The organism is Leifsonia sp. McL0618 (genome assembly GCF_049994905.1).
Classification (GTDB): domain Bacteria; phylum Actinomycetota; class Actinomycetes; order Actinomycetales; family Microbacteriaceae; genus Diaminobutyricibacter.
Genome location: NZ_CP188258.1, coordinates 1,872,986 through 1,889,380 on the forward strand (window position 1 = coordinate 1,872,986; position 16,395 = coordinate 1,889,380).

Below are 16,395 nucleotides of genomic sequence, written 5' to 3' on the forward strand. Positions count from 1 at the left end.
TGGGACGAGGCCGCAAGCTCGTGGCCTCAATACGGATTCACGTCGAGAGGCAGAATCACATGTTACGAAAGAAAGCACTAGCGGGAGTGGCCGTCGCAGCGTCGGTCGCCCTGTTCCTCGCGGGTTGTGCCAACCAGGCATCGACCGGCGGATCGACCAGCAACAACTCGAAGGTCAACATTCCGGCGATCACCTCCATCGAAACCCCGGCGGGCGCAGTCCTTCCCGCGGGCGACGGCAAGGCGACCTGCCCGAAGGGTCTGACCATCGGTTATGTCGGCGCGGAGACAGGCCCGAACGCACAGCTCGGTGTGAACATCTACAACGGTGTTCAGCTCGCGATCGACCAGCACAACAAGGCGAACAGCGGATGCACGGTCGCGTTCAAGAAGTTTGACACCGAAGGTGACCCGAACAAGGCGACAGGACCGGTTACCCAGGCGGTCAACGAGAAGGACATCATCGGCGTCGTCGGCCTCCCGTTCTCGGGCGAGTCGAAGGCGACGGGCAACATCTTCCAGCAGCAGGGACTGGTGCACATCACGCCGTCGGCGACCAACCCCGACCTGACGAAGAACGGCTGGACGACCTTCTTCCGCGGCCTCGGCAATGACGCCGTGCAGGGCCCGGCAGCGGCGAAGTTCCTCACCGACAAGCTGAAGGCCAAGAAGGTCTACCTGGTCCAGGACGACTCCGACTACGGAATCGGTCTGGCGGGAACGACCTCCACGGCACTGGGCAGCGCGCTCATCGGCACCGACAAGGTGACGACCGGACAGAAGGACTTCTCGGCAGTGATCTCCAAGATCATCAACGCGAAGCCTGACGCGGTCTACTACTCGGGTTACTACGCCGAGGGTGCGCCGTTCGACCAGCAGCTGGTGAACAAGGGCTACACGGGCACGTTCGTCGGCCCTGACGGTGTGAAGGACGACCAGTTCATCAAGCTGGCCGGCGACGCATCGTCCAACGCCTACTTCACCTGCCCCTGCATCCCCGGCGAGCTGATCCCGAGCTTCGAGAGCGCGTACAAGACGGCGTTCAGCATGGAGCCCGGAACCTACTCGATCGAGGGCTACGACGCAGCGACCGTGCTGCTGTCCGGCATCGACCAGGGCAAGACCACCCGTGCCGACCTGCTCGGCTTCGTCAAGGCCTACGACAAGGACGGCCTGAGCAAGCACTACAAGTGGGACTCCACAGGTGAGCTGCAGGCGCCGACCGTCTACGGCTACAAGGTCGACAACGGAAAGATCGTCCCGATCGGTACCATCGGATAGCCGAATGAGATGAGGATGCCGCGGGCCCGCCGTGGTCCGCGGCATCCCATCACTCCCGGCCGCTATCCACTCGGATCAAAGTCGATCCGTGCTCGTCAAGATCTGGATACCTGAATGCTCGAAGCACTGATTCTCCACCCGGTCCTCGATAACTCGTGGATCAACTTCGATGTCAACGCCCTCGTACAGAATTTCTGGAGTGCGACCTTCGACGGTCTCACTTTCGGGGCGATCTACGGCCTCATCGCCGTCGGTTACACGCTCGTCTACGGCGTGCTCAACCTCATCAACTTCGCCCACTCCGAGGTCTTCATCATCGGCGCCTATGGCGTCGTGATCACGCTCTCGGCGCTCGGCTTCGGCCCATCGGCCCCGAACCTCTCGGTCCCGGCGATCGTGGGCGACCTCCTGCTCGCGCTCATCGTCGGCATGCTGGCGTCGGCGGTTGCGGCTTTCCTGCTTGAACGCGTCGCCTACCGGCCCCTCCGAAAACGCAACGCACCACGCCTTGCGTTCCTCATCACGGCCATCGGTGCGTCTTTTGCGATCCAGTACACGATCTTCCTTGTGCGCGGAGCGAACGCCGAGCCGTCCGTGACGATGTTCCGGGCCATCCCGGTGTTCAACGTCTTCAACACGACGATCTACATCCAGTCGCTCATCATCGTGATCGCTGCGGTGGTGCTCATGGTGCTCACCGACATGTTCATCCGCCGCACCCGCACGGGCCGCGGCATCCGCGCTGTCGCCCAGGATCCAGACACCGCCACCCTCATGGGCGTCAACAAAGAGCGCATCATCGTGATCACGTTCGTCGTCGGCGGCCTTCTCGCCGGCGCGGCGGCCCTCTTCTACGTGATGCTCGTGCCATCAGGCGTCATCTACAACGGCGGGTTCATCCTCGGCGTCAAGGCGTTCGCGGCGGCCGTCCTCGGCGGCATCGGCAACGTCAGGGGCGCGCTGCTCGGTGGCCTGCTCCTCGGAGTCATCGGCAACTACGGTCAGATCCTGCTCGGCGACTCGCAGTGGACCGACGTCGTCGCGTTCGTCGTCCTGGTTCTCGTGCTGCTCATCAAACCCACCGGAATCCTGGGCACGTCGCTGGGGAGGAGCAGAGCATGAGCACCAACGACGGACCTCGTGTCCTGCCCGACGCCCGCAGCGAGCAGGCATTCGACAAAGCCGAGGCGGCGCCGAAGAAGCGCGGCGGGTTCTTCCAGCCGCTGCGTGACCGGTGGAACGGTCTGCCCCGCGCCGTCCAGTGGCTGTGGATGCTCATCGTGGTGGCGATCGCCTTCGCCCTTCCCTACCTGAACTTCTTCCCTCTCACGACAGAGCCGGGCAACGACTGGCCCCTCGCGTGCTTCGCCATGGCGGTCTACGCCCTGATCGCGGTCGGCCTGAACGTCGTCGTCGGCTACGCCGGACTGCTCGACCTCGGGTATGTGGCGTTCTTCGCGGTCGGGTCGTACACGGCGGCGATGCTGACGAGTCCGGACTCGCCGTTCACGCATATCCCGTACCTGTGGACCATCCCGGTGGCGATGGCGGTGACGATGACGTTCGGGGTGATCCTCGGCGTCCCGACGCTCCGCCTCCGCGGCGACTACCTCGCGATCGTGACGCTCGGCTTCGGAGAGATCGTGCGCATCCTCGCCACCATCATCCCTGCGATGAAGGGTCAGGTCGGCTTCCAGAACGTCGGCCACCCGCCAGGGAACGACGCCAGCGGCGTCCCGATATTCTCCAACTCGAACGGCATCCCGTGGTACTGGCTCACCCTGGTGGTCATCATCATCGTGCTCCTGCTGGTGGGCAACCTCGAGCGCAGCCGGGTCGGCCGCGCGTGGATCGCCATCCGTGAAGACGAGGACGCGGCGGAGATCATGGGCGTCCCCACCTTCAAATACAAGGTGTGGGCGTTCGCGATCGGCGCATCCGTCGGCGGTTTGTCCGGGGCACTGTTCGCCGGGCAGGTCGGCTTCGTGAACAACCAGAAATTCGACGTGCAGACATCGATCCTGTTCCTGGCCGCGGTGGTGCTGGGCGGTTCGGGCAACAAGGTCGGAGCACTTCTCGGTGGCGCGATCGTGGCCTACATCCCGCTGCGCTTCACTGCCATCGCCGACTACAAATACCTCATCTTCGGCGTCGCACTCGTTCTGCTGATGATCTACCGCTCGAAGGGACTGATTCCGGCGAAGCAGAGGCTGCTCGCGTACGGGCGTCATGCGTTCGAGTACCTGAAGGCGAAGCCGGTTGCATCCGCTCCGCCGCCGCAACCGGCCGCTGACGCATCGAAGGGAGGTGCAGCATGACCGAAGAGACCGACAACCTGACGGAGGCCGGAGCCGACCCCTCGGAGCTCGCAGAGCTGAACGTCGACCTCGATGTGGCCGAAGCGGCTGCCCCCGACCGCGAAATCGCGGTCGAAGTCGGCGACAAGCTCGTCGAAGTGAAGAATCTCACCGTGAAGTTCGGTGGCCTGCTTGCGCTCGACGACGTGTCGTTCGACATCAGACGCGGCGAGATCCTCGGGCTGATCGGACCGAACGGCGCAGGCAAGACGACCTGCTTCAACGCCATGACGGGTGTCTACAAGCCGACGAGCGGCGATGTGCTGCTCGAAGGCAAATCGCTCAAAGGGCAGAAGCAGCACAAGATCACGCGCCTCGGACTTGCGCGCACGTTCCAGAACATCCGCCTCTTCGGCGAGATGAGCGCGCTCGAGAACGTGGTCGTCGGACTCGACGCCCGCCACCGGACGAGCGTGCCGGGCGCCCTCCTGCGCCTTCCACGGCACACGCGAGAGGAGAAGACCGCGATCGAGCGCGGGATGGCCCTGCTCGAGTTCGTCGGGATCGCCGACCTGGCGAACACGGCATCCCGCCAACTTCCCTACGGGTACCAGCGGCGGCTCGAGATCGCCCGCGCGCTCGCGACCGACCCGAAGCTCCTCTGCCTCGACGAGCCGGCCGCCGGATTCAACCCGGCGGAAAAAGAAGACCTGATGGAGCTCATCCGCACGATCCGCGCAGACGGGTACACGGTGCTGCTGATCGAGCACGACATGCGCCTGGTGATGGGCGTCACCGACCGCATCGTGGTGCTCGAATTCGGTCGCAAGCTCGCCGACGACGTTCCCGTCGAAATCCGCAACGACCCGCGCGTGATCGCCGCCTACCTCGGGGAGCCTGAAGATGACGTTGCTTGAGCTGAAGAACGTGAGCGTCTCCTACGGGCGCATCGAGGCCATCCACGACATGTCGTTCTCGGTCGACGAGGGCGAGATCGTCAGCCTCATCGGGGCCAACGGCGCCGGAAAGTCCACGACGATGAAGACCATCTCCGGTCTCCTCAATCCGTCGAAGGGCAGCCTGCTGTTCGACGGCGAGGACATCACGAAGATGAAGGCGCATATCCGTGTCGTCAAGGGAATCTCACAGGCGCCGGAAGGCCGGGGGATCTTCCCCGGCATGACCGTGATGGAGAACCTCGACATGGGCGCGTTCGGCCGCAAGGACCGCAGCGGCATGGATGCCGACTTCGACCGCGTGTTCTCGCTGTTCCCGCGACTTTCCGAGCGCCGCACGCAGGTCGGCGGCACGATGTCGGGCGGCGAACAGCAGATGCTCGCGATCGGTCGCGCCCTGATGTCGGCACCCCGGCTGTTGCTGCTCGACGAGCCGTCGATGGGGCTCGCCCCGCAGTTCATCAAGCAGATCTTCTCGATCATCACGGAGATCAACCAGCAGGGGACCACCGTGCTGCTGGTCGAACAGAACGCGAACCAGGCGCTCGCCCGCGCCAATCGCGGCTTCGTGCTCGAGACAGGTTCGATCACCCACTCGGGCACCGGCAAAGAACTCCTCGCCAACCCCGCCATCAAAGAGGCCTACCTCGGCGTAGGCTGACGCCGCCTGTCGAGAACAGGGTTGTTCCCGTTTATGCGTGCCATAACGGGAAAAACCCTGTTCTCGACCGGGGTTGGGGCGCGTGGGCTGCGCGGCGCGGGGGCGCGGGTCGGGTAATTTGGTCGAAGACATCCGGCGGTAAGTGTTAACGAAAGGGCGGCAGGTGTATCTGAAGAGCCTGACGCTCAAAGGGTTCAAGTCGTTCGCACAGCCGACGACGTTCGCCTTCGAGACCGGGGTGACCTGCGTCGTCGGCCCCAATGGATCGGGCAAGTCCAACGTCGTGGACGCACTGGCCTGGGTGATGGGGGAGCAGGGGGCGAAAACCCTCCGTGGCGGAAAGATGGAAGACGTCATCTTCGCCGGCACGTCGACCCGCGGGCCACTCGGCCGGGCAGAAGTGACCCTGACGATCGACAACTCCGACGGCGCGCTCCCGATCGAGTACTCCGAGGTCACGATCTCGCGCACCCTGTTCCGCAACGGCGGCAGCGAGTACGCGATCAACGGCCAGGCCTGCCGCCTCCTCGATGTGCAGGAGTTGCTCAGCGACTCCGGGCTGGGCCGCGAGATGCATGTGATCGTCGGCCAGGGTCAGCTCGACGCCGTGCTCCACGCAAGCCCGGAAGACCGCCGCGGCTTCATCGAGGAGGCCGCGGGCATCCTCAAGCACCGCAGGCGCAAAGAGAAGACGCTGCGCAAGCTCGACGCCATGCAGACCAACCTGACCCGGCTCAGCGACCTGGCCGGTGAGATCCGTCGGCAGCTCAAGCCGCTCGGGCACCAGGCGGAGATCGCGCGTGAGGCCCAGTCGATCGCTGCGATCGTGCGGGACGCCCGCGCCCGGCTTCTCGCCGACGACGTGGTCACCCTGCGCTCGGCACTCGACGCGCACGGACGTACCGAGAGCGAACGGCACAGCGAGCGGATCGTGCTGCAGGAGCAGCTCGAGCAGAAGCAGCTGCGGGTCGCTCGTCTCGAGCAGGCCCAGGTGGGCGACGAGGTGGATGTCGCCCGACGCACCGCCTTCGGGCTCGAATCGGTGCAGGAGCGACTTCGCAACCTATACACGATGGCGAACCAGCGCCTGGCTCTGCTCGGTTCGCAGGCCGAAGCGCAGGATGCGGCTCCCGGCGTCACCCCCCAGATGGTCGAGGATGCCAGGGCCGAAGTCGATCGTCTTCGCGTCGTGGTCACCCAGGCTGAGGCCGCGTGGGCTGCAGCGCAGGCGAAGACGCGCACCGCGCGGGCCGCCCTCGATTCGGTGGATGACGAGATCGCCGCACAGAGCGCCCTCGTCTCCAGGCATGACCTCGAGATCACCAAGCTCACCGGGCAGGCCGATGCCGCCGCATCGCGGCTGGCGGCCGTACGCGGCGAGGTGCTGCGTCAGCAGAACGCTCTCGACGCCGCAACGGACCGCAAAGAGAAAGCGCGGGCCGCGTTCGCCGAGCGCGAGTCGGAGGCGGCCGTCTCGGACGCGAGCGAGGGCAACCTCGACGAGGCGTACGAGCTCGCCCAGGCCGATGTGTTCGAGGCCGAAGGGGAGATCGAGCGCCTGCGCGAAGAACTCCACGTCCTGGAACGGGAGCGCGACGCTCTCGCCGCACGCACCAGTGCTCTGTCGCTCGCACTCAACCAGAAGGACGGCTCCGCCGCACTGGTCGATGCCAGGCTCGCCGGGGTGCGCGGACTCGTGGCCGAACACATCCGCGTGCGCCCGGGGTATGAGGCCGCGGTTGCGGCGGCCCTCGGTTCGCTGGCGGATGCCGTACTCGCGCACGACCGCGACGCAGCGTTCGAGGCGGTCGCCCACGCGTCCGGAGACGACCTCGGCCGGGTCGAAGTCATCATCGCCGACGCGAGCGCGCCCGACATCGACCTGACCGGGGTCGGCGGCGTCGTCGCCGCGCGTTCCGTGGTCGAGGCACCGGGTGGGGTTCTCGGCGTGCTCTCGTTCACCGCGATCGCCGACGACCTGGATGCAGCGCGTGCCGCCTCCGCAGCGTTTGCGAAACGCAACCTGGGTGCGCCGGTGACGATCATCACGCGCGCAGGCGAGGTGCTCACCGATTTCGTCTTGAGCGGCGGTTCCGGGGCCAAGCAGAGCCGCATCGAACTGATCGCGGATCGCGACGCCGCGCAGGAGCGCCTCGGTGAGGTGACGTCGCTGATCGACCGGGCGAAGTTTGCGCTCGCTGAGCAGCGCGGCGTGCTGCAGGTCGCGAAGGAGCAGTCTGCTGTGGCTCTCGCAGCGCTGCGCGAGTTCGACTCGCAGCTGGCCGCGCAGACCGAGCAACTGAACCGTCTCAAGGTGCAGCTCGAGGCGTCGTCGGCGGAGTTCGATCGACTCGGCGTCGCGCTCGGGCTCGCCGGCGAGCGCGTGGCGGATGCGGAGGCGGCTTCCGAGAAGGCGAAGAGCGAGCTCGAGACGGCACGCGCCCGTCCCCGTCCGATCCTCGATGTCAGCGCCCGCGATGCCCTGTACGGCGAGCTCGAGGCGGCACGCGAGGCCGAGGTCGAGGCGCGTCTCGCCGTCGAGACGGCCAAGGAACGGGTGCGCGCCGAGCAGGCCAGAGGTGAGGCCGTCGCCCGGCAGCTGGAGGCCGAGCGTGCGGCGGCTGAAGAGGCTGCGCGGCGTGCGGTCATCCGCCGGCGCCAGGTCGATGCCGCGACCCTCGTGATCGATGCCCTCCCGGCCGTGCTCGACTCGGTCGATCGCTCGGTCGCCCAGGCCCGCGTCAAACTGGCCACTGCGGAGGCCCAGCGGGCCAGCCAGAACGAGGAGCTCGCCACGCTCCGCCGCGACGAGAGCGCGCTCAGGGAACGGCTTCAGGCGATCACCGAGAACGTCCACGGCCTCGAACTGCAGATCTACGAGAAGAAACTGCACCTGTCGAGCCTGCTCGAGCGGGCGGGCAGCGAGCTGGGGCTTGTCGAAGACGTGCTCGTCGCCGAGTACGGGCCAGAGGTGCCGGTTCCGGTGGATGTGAAGCAGGGCGCCGAGGCCGCCACCGACTCTGATGAGCCGGCGGCGATTGCGACGCAGCCTTTCGACCGGGAGCAGCAGCAGAAGCGCCTTGCGCAGGCGGAGCGAAAGCTCGCACAGCTCGGCCGCGTCAACCCTCTGGCGCTGGAGGAATTCGCCGCCCTCGAGCAGCGCCACAAGTTCCTGACCGAGCAGCTGACCGACCTGACGAACACGCGTCGCGACCTCCTCACGATCATCGAGGAGATCGACGAGAAGATGCAGTCGATCTTCCAGAGTGCGTTCGAGGACACGAGGGCTGCGTTCGCCGAGGTGTTCCCCGTGCTGTTCCCCGGCGGCTCCGGCAGCATCCAGCTCACCGATCCGGACAACATGCTGACCACAGGGATCGAGGTGTCGGTGAGGCCGGCCGGCAAGAAGATCGAGCGGCTCTCACTGCTGTCGGGTGGGGAGCGGTCCCTTGCCGCTGTCGCCCTGCTGATCGCGATCTTCAAAGCGCGGCCCAGCCCGTTCTACATCATGGACGAAGTCGAGGCCGCCCTCGACGACGCGAACCTGGGCCGGCTACTCACGATCTTCGAAGACCTGCGGCAGTCGAGCCAGCTCATCGTGATCACCCACCAGAAGCGCACGATGGAGATCGCGGACGCGCTCTACGGTGTGTCGATGCGCCAGGACGGCGTGTCTGCGGTCGTCGGACAGCGCGTCGCCCAGGAGCAGGCCTCCTAGGCACGCCGTTTTCTAGGCGTACAGCTCCCGGATGCCGTCGAGCGCGACATCGAGGCGCCCGAGCTCCCTGTACGCCTGCTTTTCGCACCGCGCAGCGAAGATCCCCACGCCGGTCGCCGCCGAGCGGCCGAGCGTGTGTCCGGCCAGCGTGTGTCGCAGGTGCTGGGCGAGAAGGATGCCGTCACGGTGGTCGCCGAGCACCTCCTGCGCTGTCTCAGCGGCCTTCGCCAGTCGTCGCGTCCGGGCCCCCAGGATGCCGATCGGTTCGCTCGACACCGCGTCGGCCGCGTAGCGGAGGCGGCGGGCCTTCTTGCGCAGTTCGTGGAGGGCCGCGAGGCGGAGATCGGCGGCCGCCCGGGCCTTCTCATCGACGCGCCCGACTTCGCGCCGCAGTGCTTTGCGGAAGGTCCGACGCGCGGGCCCCCCGGCGCGTTGGTGCAGAGGCGGAGCCGCAGCGAAGCGCGTGAACGTGTTGAGGAGGTCCGCGTGCTCCTCTGTCTCGAACAGCCGCAGCAGGTCGCTCCGAGCCTCGCCAAGGTCGCTGAGCAACTCTGCGGCCATCGCTTCGACGGCGTCGATCACCGCCGGCGCGGTGCGCGCCTGCAGCAGGTCCTCTGTCGACTTCGCGCGCACTTCGGGGTCCCGCGCGGCTCCGAGGGCGACACCCAGCTCACGCAGGCCCTGTCGGAGGTCCTCCGTCCGGTCCCGGTCGAAGAGGCGCCGGTACACGGCGAGTACGCTGCGGATGCGCCGGACCCGGATGCGCGCCTGGTGCACAGCATCCGTTTCATCGCGCCGCACGGCGTCAAGCTGTTCGCGGAGTTCGATGTCGAGGAAGAGGAGGATGCGGGAGATCGCGTCACCGGCTGTTGCTGCTCCAACGTCTCCCATGTCGAAAACGTAGCCCTCCTGACCTCATCGCAGGAAGAGGCGCCCCCCGAGCAACTAGGGTGAATCCATGGCTGAACGCACCCCGTGGTCCTTGTCGAGCGCGTTGCGCGGCATGTTCGCGAAGAAGACCATCGACGACGACACGTGGGACGACCTCGAGACAGCACTCATCACGGCCGACTTCGGACCGGATGTCACGGAGGCGATCGTCGACGATCTCCGCGCCAAGGTCGAGCGTTATCGCACCACCGATCCGGCGGACCTGCAGCGGATGCTGCGCGAGACGCTCGAGGAACGCCTGTCGAAGCTCGACCCGACCCTGAAGCTCTCGGATCGTCCGGCGATCGTGCTGGTCGTCGGGGTGAACGGCGTGGGCAAGACGACCACGATCGGCAAGTTCGCCAAGTTCTTGCGCACATACGACCGCACTGTCATCGTCGGTGCGGCCGACACGTTCCGTGCTGCGGCCGTCGAGCAGCTGGCGACGTGGGCGGAGCGCGCGGGCGCGGAGATCGTGCGCCCGCAGCAGCAGGGCCAGGATCCCGCATCCGTCGCCTTCCAGACGGTGGAGCGCGCCAAGGCGGAGGGCATCGAGATCGTGATCATCGACACTGCGGGCCGTCTGCAGACCAAGGGCGGCCTGATGGACGAGCTCTCGAAGATCAAGCGTGTGCTCGAGAAGCAGGCACCGATCGCGGAGGTGCTGCTGGTGCTCGACGCCACGACGGGGCAGAACGGTCTCGCCCAGGCTGAGGCGTTCATCGAGCACGCCGGGGTGACGGGACTCGTGCTCACCAAGCTCGACGGTTCGGCGAAGGGCGGTTTCGTACTGGCCGTGCAGGAGAAGACCGGTATCCCGATCAAACTCGTCGGCCAGGGTGAGAGCATCAACGACCTCACCGGCTTCACCCCGCACGTCTTTGCACAGCAGCTGATCGGCTAGGAGGCTCCGATGGCGATCGAACACGAGTATTTCGGGATCATCGACGAGACCGCGAGCGGCGGCCTTGCCTGGCAGGACACGGTGGAACTCGGCGACCAGGCGGTCGAAGTCGACCTGCAGGCGGATGCCGAGTCCGGGGTCACGGAGTATTCGCTCGACGCCGCGGCCGCCCTCCTCCACGCCCTCGAAGGGTTCGACGCGCGGGCCAGGGATGCACTGGTGGCACAGCTGAGCGAGCGACAGTCGGAGACCGTCAACTACGTGGACCAGCAGGTGGACGAGATGGGGGAGAGCCTTCTCGACCTGCTCGTGCACAACTCGGGCGACATCCAGGTCGACGTGCTGCGGTCCCTGCAGCTGATGCGCATCGCGCTGTTCCCGGAGCGGTCCGATGAGGACGATGTCTTCGCGACATTCGACTACTCGATCAGCCCGGACGACACGGACGCTGTGCTGGTCGTCAGTTTCGATATCCGCGGCGACGTCGTCGCCGTCGAGATGCAGGGCTGATGGGGGAGCTGTTCCGGTCGGGCCGCGCCTTCCAGCCGCTTCTGGACAGCCGGCCCGACGATCTCGCGTGGCCGGAGATGCCGTGGCCGATGGATCCGGGGGTCGAGCTGCGTGGAGGTATCGTGACGCTCACCGGCGTGCACGACCCGGATCGGGACGCCCGCGAGCTCTTCGCGGCTCTCGACGACGACACCGTGTGGGGGCACCTTTCGGGCCGTCCGGCCGATGTCGACGCGCTGCGGGCACGGCTCCGGGACGCGCTGGAACCCGGCCCGCGATTCCAGTGGATCGTGCGCCTTTCGGTCCCGTATCGGGGGCTGCCGGCAGGCGCGGTCGTCGGCCAGACGTCGTATCTCGACGTGGCCGCTCCGGATGCGCGACTCGAGATCGGATCGACCGGCTACCATCCGGCCGTCTGGGCGTCCGCGGTCAATCCGGAGACCAAGCTCCTGCTTCTCGGACAGGCTTTCGACCGGCTCCGCGCCGGGCGCGTGCAGCTCAAGACGGATATCCGGAACGAGCGTTCGCAGCGGGCGATCGACCGCCTCGGTGCGCGTTTCGAGGGGGTGCTGAGGCGTCACATGCGGCGTGCTGACGGCACCGTTCGCGACACGGTGATGTTCTCGATCCTCGCCGAGGAGTGGCCCGAAGTGCGCCGTGGGCTGAACGCGCGCGTACGCTCAGCATCCGCCGGTTAAACTGGCTGGACCATGGCTACTTTCGGAACCCTGTCTGACAGGCTCGCAGACACCTTCAAGAACCTCCGCACCAAGGGCAAGCTCTCGCCGGCGGATGTCGACGGCACCGTTCGCGAAATCCGTCGCGCTCTCCTCGACGCCGACGTCTCGCTCGACGTCGTCAAGTCATTCACTGCGAAGGTGCGCGAGCGCGCGCTCGGCGATGAGGTCAACAAGGCGCTGAACCCGGCCCAGCAGGTCGTTCAGATCGTCAACGAAGAACTCGTGGCGATCCTCGGCGGCCAGCAGCGACGACTGCAGTTCGCGAAGAAGCCGCCGACGGTGATCATGCTGGCCGGTCTCCAGGGTGCCGGCAAAACGACACTCGCCGGAAAGCTCGCGAAGTGGCTGGCCAAAGACGGCCACACCCCGGTGCTGGTCGCAGCCGACCTCCAGCGCCCGAACGCCGTCACACAGCTGCAGGTCGTCGGCGAGCAGGCCGGCGTGCCTGTGTTCGCGCCCGAGCCCGGCAATGGCGTCGGCAATCCGGTCAAGGTCGCCAAAGAGGCGATGAAGTTCGCCGAGACCAAGCAGTACGACGTGGTCATCGTCGACACGGCCGGCCGCCTCGGCGTCGACGCCGAGCTCATGAAGCAGGCGGGTGACATCCGCAAGGCCGTCGACCCTGACGAGGTTCTGTTCGTCATCGACGCGATGATCGGCCAGGATGCGGTCGCAACGGCCAAGGCGTTCCAGGACGGCGTCGACTTCACTGGCGTCGTACTCACGAAGCTCGACGGCGACGCCCGCGGTGGCGCGGCACTGTCCGTCGCCTCGGTCACCGGCCGGCCCATCATCTTCGCGTCGACCGGAGAAGGTCTCGACGACTTTGAGCCGTTCTATCCCGACCGCATGGCCAGCCGCATCCTCGACCTCGGTGACATCCTCACCCTGATCGAGCAGGCGCAGGAAGCGTTCGACGAAGACGAGGCGCGCAAGGTCGCCGAGAAGTTCGCGACCGACACGTTCACGCTCGACGACTTCCTCAAGCAGATGCAGCAGCTGCGCAACATGGGTTCCATCAAGAAGATGATGGGCATGCTGCCGGGCGCCGGCGCCATGAAGCAGCAGCTCGACAATTTCGACGAGCGCGAGATCGTGCGCACCGAGGCGATCATCCAGTCGATGACCACGGCCGAGCGCACGAACCCCAAGCTCCTCAACGGGTCGCGACGTCTGCGCATCGCGAAGGGTGCGGGCTCGACGGTGACCGAAGTGAACCAGCTCGTCAACCGCTTCGAGCAGGCCGCCAAGATGATGAAGACCGTCGCCAAGGGCGGTGTGCCGAACGTCCCCGGCATGGGGCCGATCCCCGGAGCCGGCTTTACCGGAGGCCGCGGAAAGCAGCAGCCGAAGAAGAAGGGCTCGCGTTCGGGCAACCCGGCCAAGCGTGCAGCCGAGAATGCTGCGCTGGCGACCGGGGTCAAGCCTGCCGGTTCAGCAGGCGGTTCGGGATTCGGGCTCGGAGGGGGCGCTGCCTCCAAGCCGGGCGGACCGACAGAGGAAGAGCTGGCGTCGCTTCAGAAGTTCCTCGGGCGCTGACGTCGGCGTCACGCTCGAGAGAGCGGTCCGGGTCAGCCCGTGATGTGCGCTGCGTCGAGCGCGCGGTTGACGACACCGGCCACGACGGTCTGGCCGGCCGCATTCGGGTGGACGTGGTCGGGCTGGAGCAGCGCCGGATGTCCGGCCAGCGGAATACCGAGGTCGATGTACGTGCCACCCACGTCGGTCACCGCTTGCCGCGTGAGCGCGTTGTCAGCGGTGAGGCGTGCGGGAACCGGGGTGTCGCCCCACACAGCGCTCGTGCCGACGATCGTGGCGTGCGGGAGCGCAGCGCGGAGGTGGTCGAGGAGCTGCACGGTCTTCGTGCGTAGTGCTTGCTCATTGATCAGAAGATCGTTCCTGGTCGCGGAGATCAGCACGATCCGCGGATCCAGCTTGATGGCGATTTCGATCTGGGCGCTGTACGTGTAGCCGCCTGCTCCCGCCTTGACGAAGCCGGAACCGTTGATGGCCAGGTCGTCGAGAGCCCATTTGCGGCTGGCGGCGACCTGTTCCGGCCAGGCCTGCGCCGGAAGCACGCCGCGGCCGTGCTCGATGGAATCGCCGATGGCGACGACCGTGACGGTGGCAGATGTGTGCGGGGCCGATGCCACCTTCGCCTCGGCAGCGACCGACCGCTCGGCCGTCACCGCCGCGCAGCCGCTGAGCGCGGCCAGCGTGGCCACGCCGGCCGCGACAACGAGCAGTCGCCGGGGAAGACTCGTCATACGCACGGAGCGAGCGTAGATCTCCGAAACTGCAGGGATGCTGTGAGCCCTGCGGTGTGTCACGCGCTGGTCGTCGTCACTCCGTCTCATCAGCCCGAAAGTCCGTTCCGCAGTTCGTGGGTGAGTGAACTGACCACCGCCTGCAGGCTGCCCCCGTTGTCTTCGGCGACCCGGAGCTGCCGCTGGTAGCTCGCGCCCCGAGCGAGGATGTGGTCGACCGACTCCAGCTGTTCGAGGCATCCCAGCCGGTCTGCGGTCGGCGCAAGTTCCACGACCAGGTCGCGCAGGGCATCCGCGACCAGTCGCTCGTCGCCGGCCGGATTGAGGATGATCTCGGCGTCCATCCCGTAGCGCGCGGCGCGCCACTTGTTCTCGCGCACGAACCAGGGCTGCAGGCTGCCCGGCTCGACACCGTCGTCGATCTGCCCCGACATCCGGTCGACGAGGCAGTGGATGATCGCGGAGACCGCACCCACTTCTTCAGCCGTCGAGAGGCCGTCGCAGGCGCGCATCTCGACAGTGCCCCAGCGCGGCGAAGGCCGGATGTCCCAGCGCACCTCGCTGTAGTCGCTCACGACGCCCGTGTTGACCAGATCCTGCACATACTCCTCGTAATTGGCCCAGCTGCCGAACTGCCAGGGCAGGCCGGCCGTCGGCAGCTGCTGGAACATCAGCGCACGGTTGGATGCATAACCGGTCTTCGCCCCGCCCCAGAACGGGCTGGATGCGCTCAGCGCCTGCAGGTGAGGGTAATAGGTGAGCAGCCCGTTGACGATCGGCAGCGCCTTGTCGCGGTCATCGATGCCGACGTGCACGTGGATGCCCCAGATCATCATCTGCCGACCCCACCACTGCGTTCGGTCGAGCAGGCGGTCGTAGCGCTCGTTCGGTGTGACCTTCTGGTCGAACCATTGGGCGAACGGATGCGTGCCGGCGCACATGAGTTCGACACCGAGCGGGTCGGTCACTGCGCGGACCATCTCCATCAGCTCGTTCAGGTCGGCGAGAGCCTCGGGAACGGTATGGTGCACCCGGCTGACGAGCTCCACCGTGTTCAGCAGCAGTTCGTGCGTGATCTGGGGATGCTCCCGGCCGTCGGGCGTCCCGAGCGCTTCGAGCACCTCCTGTGCGATCTGGACGAGGTCCCCGGACGAACCGTCGACGAGCGCGAGCTCCCATTCGATGCCGACGGTCGACCGCTCAGATGCTGCGAAATCGATCTGCATCTGGTCGTTCCGTTCATCCGATTATTCAAAGCCCGGTGTATCTGACACAATAGCTAGTTGAGTTCTGTTCCGCCCGACCCTCTAATCAGGCGAGAGAGAACCCCATAGACCTCCTGCCGAGTGTGCCCCCACGCTCACGGCAGTCAGTTCGTTCAAACACCTCATACAACACAGGAGAATTGTGGCTGTCAAAATTCGTCTGAAGCGCCTCGGCAAGATCCGCGCGCCCTACTACCGCATCGTCGTAGCCGACTCGCGCACCAAGCGCGACGGCCGCGTGATCGAAGAGATCGGCAAGTACCACCCGACCGAGGAGCCGTCGCTCATCGAGGTCAACTCGGAGCGTGCACAGTACTGGCTCAGCGTCGGCGCCCAGCCGACCGAGCAGGTCACCGCGCTGCTGAAGCTCACCGGCGACTGGGGCACCTTCAAGGGCGACAAGAACGCGGTGAACACGGTCAAGACCAAGGAAGCCAAGGTCGGCTTCGTCGCTGACGAGAAGAAGAAGCCGGTTCTGAAGCCCAAGGCCGAGAAGCCGGCGCCCGTCGTCGAAGAGGCCGAGGCCGTCGTCGAAGCTGAGGTCGAGGCCGAAGAGGCCGCCGAGGCCGAGGTCGTCGAGGCTGCGGAAGAGATCACCGAATCCGCCGCCGACGGCGAGAAGGCGTAGCCTTGCTCGGTCCCGCTCTCGAGCACCTGGTCAAGGGGATCGTCGATCACCCGGCCGACGTGCATGTCGTAGCAAAGAATTCGCCCCGCGGCGAGGTCCTCGAGGTTCGCGTGAACCCCGAGGACCTCGGGCGGGTCATCGGCCGAGCCGGACGCACCGCCAAAGCGCTGCGTACGCTCGTCGCCGCGCTCGCCGACGGACGTCGCGTGCGCGTCGACGTCGTCGACACCGACTACTGA

The 16,395-nt window shown here is 66.5% G+C and carries 15 protein-coding genes; 12 read left to right on the forward strand and 3 right to left on the reverse strand.

Annotated features, from left to right (window positions below; genetic code table 11):
• The first annotated feature begins 59 nt into the window (after window positions 1-59).
• The 6 genes from ACPPVQ_RS08950 to smc all read left to right on the forward strand — a co-directional run bounded on the left by ACPPVQ_RS08950 (window position 60) and on the right by smc (window position 8,912).
• Window positions 60-1,280 (forward strand): branched-chain amino acid ABC transporter substrate-binding protein, encoded by a 1,221-nt coding sequence (locus ACPPVQ_RS08950; protein ID WP_426520725.1) that lies wholly within the window; start codon window positions 60-62, stop codon window positions 1,278-1,280.
• A 114-nt stretch (window positions 1,281-1,394) separates the two neighbouring features.
• A complete protein-coding gene (locus tag ACPPVQ_RS08955; RefSeq protein WP_426520727.1) occupies window positions 1,395-2,402 on the forward strand; it encodes a branched-chain amino acid ABC transporter permease in 1,008 nt (335 codons plus the stop codon).
• Window positions 2,399-3,598: a branched-chain amino acid ABC transporter permease gene (locus ACPPVQ_RS08960; protein WP_426520729.1), complete on the forward strand. Its 1,200-nt coding sequence runs from the start codon at window positions 2,399-2,401 to the stop codon at window positions 3,596-3,598. The genes ACPPVQ_RS08955 and ACPPVQ_RS08960 overlap by 4 nt, the downstream gene beginning before the upstream one ends.
• Window positions 3,595-4,494, forward strand: a complete 900-nt coding sequence (locus tag ACPPVQ_RS08965) for an ABC transporter ATP-binding protein (RefSeq protein ID WP_426520731.1) — start codon at window positions 3,595-3,597, stop codon at window positions 4,492-4,494. The genes ACPPVQ_RS08960 and ACPPVQ_RS08965 overlap by 4 nt, the downstream gene beginning before the upstream one ends.
• Window positions 4,481-5,194: an ABC transporter ATP-binding protein gene (locus ACPPVQ_RS08970; protein ID WP_426520733.1), complete on the forward strand. Its 714-nt coding sequence runs from the start codon at window positions 4,481-4,483 to the stop codon at window positions 5,192-5,194. The genes ACPPVQ_RS08965 and ACPPVQ_RS08970 overlap by 14 nt, the downstream gene beginning before the upstream one ends.
• 163 nt (window positions 5,195-5,357) lie before the next feature.
• Window positions 5,358-8,912, forward strand: a complete 3,555-nt coding sequence (gene smc / locus ACPPVQ_RS08975) for a chromosome segregation protein SMC (protein WP_426520735.1) — start codon at window positions 5,358-5,360, stop codon at window positions 8,910-8,912.
• Window positions 8,913-8,924: 12 nt separating this feature from the next.
• Here the strand turns inward: smc and ACPPVQ_RS08980 are convergent, their stop codons facing one another.
• On the reverse strand, window positions 8,925-9,803 hold the full coding sequence (locus ACPPVQ_RS08980; RefSeq protein WP_426520737.1) for a CHAD domain-containing protein: 879 nt from the start codon (window positions 9,801-9,803) through the stop codon (window positions 8,925-8,927).
• Between the two features lie 67 nt (window positions 9,804-9,870).
• On the opposite strand from ACPPVQ_RS08980, the gene ftsY reads away from it, so the two are divergent.
• Genes ftsY through ffh form a run of 4 tightly spaced genes read left to right on the forward strand, consistent with a single transcriptional unit; the run spans window position 9,871 to window position 13,535 of the window.
• Window positions 9,871-10,746, forward strand: coding sequence for a signal recognition particle-docking protein FtsY (gene ftsY / locus ACPPVQ_RS08985; protein WP_426520739.1), 876 nt, complete (start codon window positions 9,871-9,873; stop codon window positions 10,744-10,746).
• Window positions 10,747-10,755: 9 nt separating this feature from the next.
• Window positions 10,756-11,256: a DUF2004 domain-containing protein gene (locus tag ACPPVQ_RS08990; RefSeq protein ID WP_426520741.1), complete on the forward strand. Its 501-nt coding sequence runs from the start codon at window positions 10,756-10,758 to the stop codon at window positions 11,254-11,256.
• On the forward strand, window positions 11,256-11,954 hold the full coding sequence (locus ACPPVQ_RS08995) for a GNAT family N-acetyltransferase (protein WP_426520743.1): 699 nt from the start codon (window positions 11,256-11,258) through the stop codon (window positions 11,952-11,954). Before ACPPVQ_RS08990 ends, ACPPVQ_RS08995 begins: the two co-directional genes overlap by 1 nt.
• Window positions 11,955-11,966: 12 nt before the next feature.
• Window positions 11,967-13,535, forward strand: coding sequence for a signal recognition particle protein (gene ffh / locus ACPPVQ_RS09000; protein ID WP_426520745.1), 1,569 nt, complete (start codon window positions 11,967-11,969; stop codon window positions 13,533-13,535).
• 32 nt (window positions 13,536-13,567) lie between these two features.
• Here ffh and ACPPVQ_RS09005 read toward each other — a convergent pair whose 3' ends face one another.
• Together ACPPVQ_RS09005 and ACPPVQ_RS09010 are read right to left on the reverse strand one after the other, a co-directional pair.
• Window positions 13,568-14,263 (reverse strand): SGNH/GDSL hydrolase family protein, encoded by a 696-nt coding sequence (locus ACPPVQ_RS09005; RefSeq protein WP_426520747.1) that lies wholly within the window; start codon window positions 14,261-14,263, stop codon window positions 13,568-13,570.
• A gap of 89 nt (window positions 14,264-14,352) precedes the next feature.
• On the reverse strand, window positions 14,353-15,489 hold the full coding sequence (locus ACPPVQ_RS09010; RefSeq protein ID WP_426520749.1) for a glutamate--cysteine ligase: 1,137 nt from the start codon (window positions 15,487-15,489) through the stop codon (window positions 14,353-14,355).
• Between the two features lie 181 nt (window positions 15,490-15,670).
• On the opposite strand from ACPPVQ_RS09010, the gene rpsP reads away from it, so the two are divergent.
• Both rpsP and ACPPVQ_RS09020 read left to right on the forward strand, forming a co-directional pair.
• A complete protein-coding gene (gene rpsP, locus ACPPVQ_RS09015; protein ID WP_426520751.1) occupies window positions 15,671-16,156 on the forward strand; it encodes a 30S ribosomal protein S16 in 486 nt (161 codons plus the stop codon).
• Window positions 16,157-16,158: 2 nt separating this feature from the next.
• Window positions 16,159-16,395, forward strand: a complete 237-nt coding sequence (locus ACPPVQ_RS09020; RefSeq protein WP_345764273.1) for an RNA-binding protein — start codon at window positions 16,159-16,161, stop codon at window positions 16,393-16,395.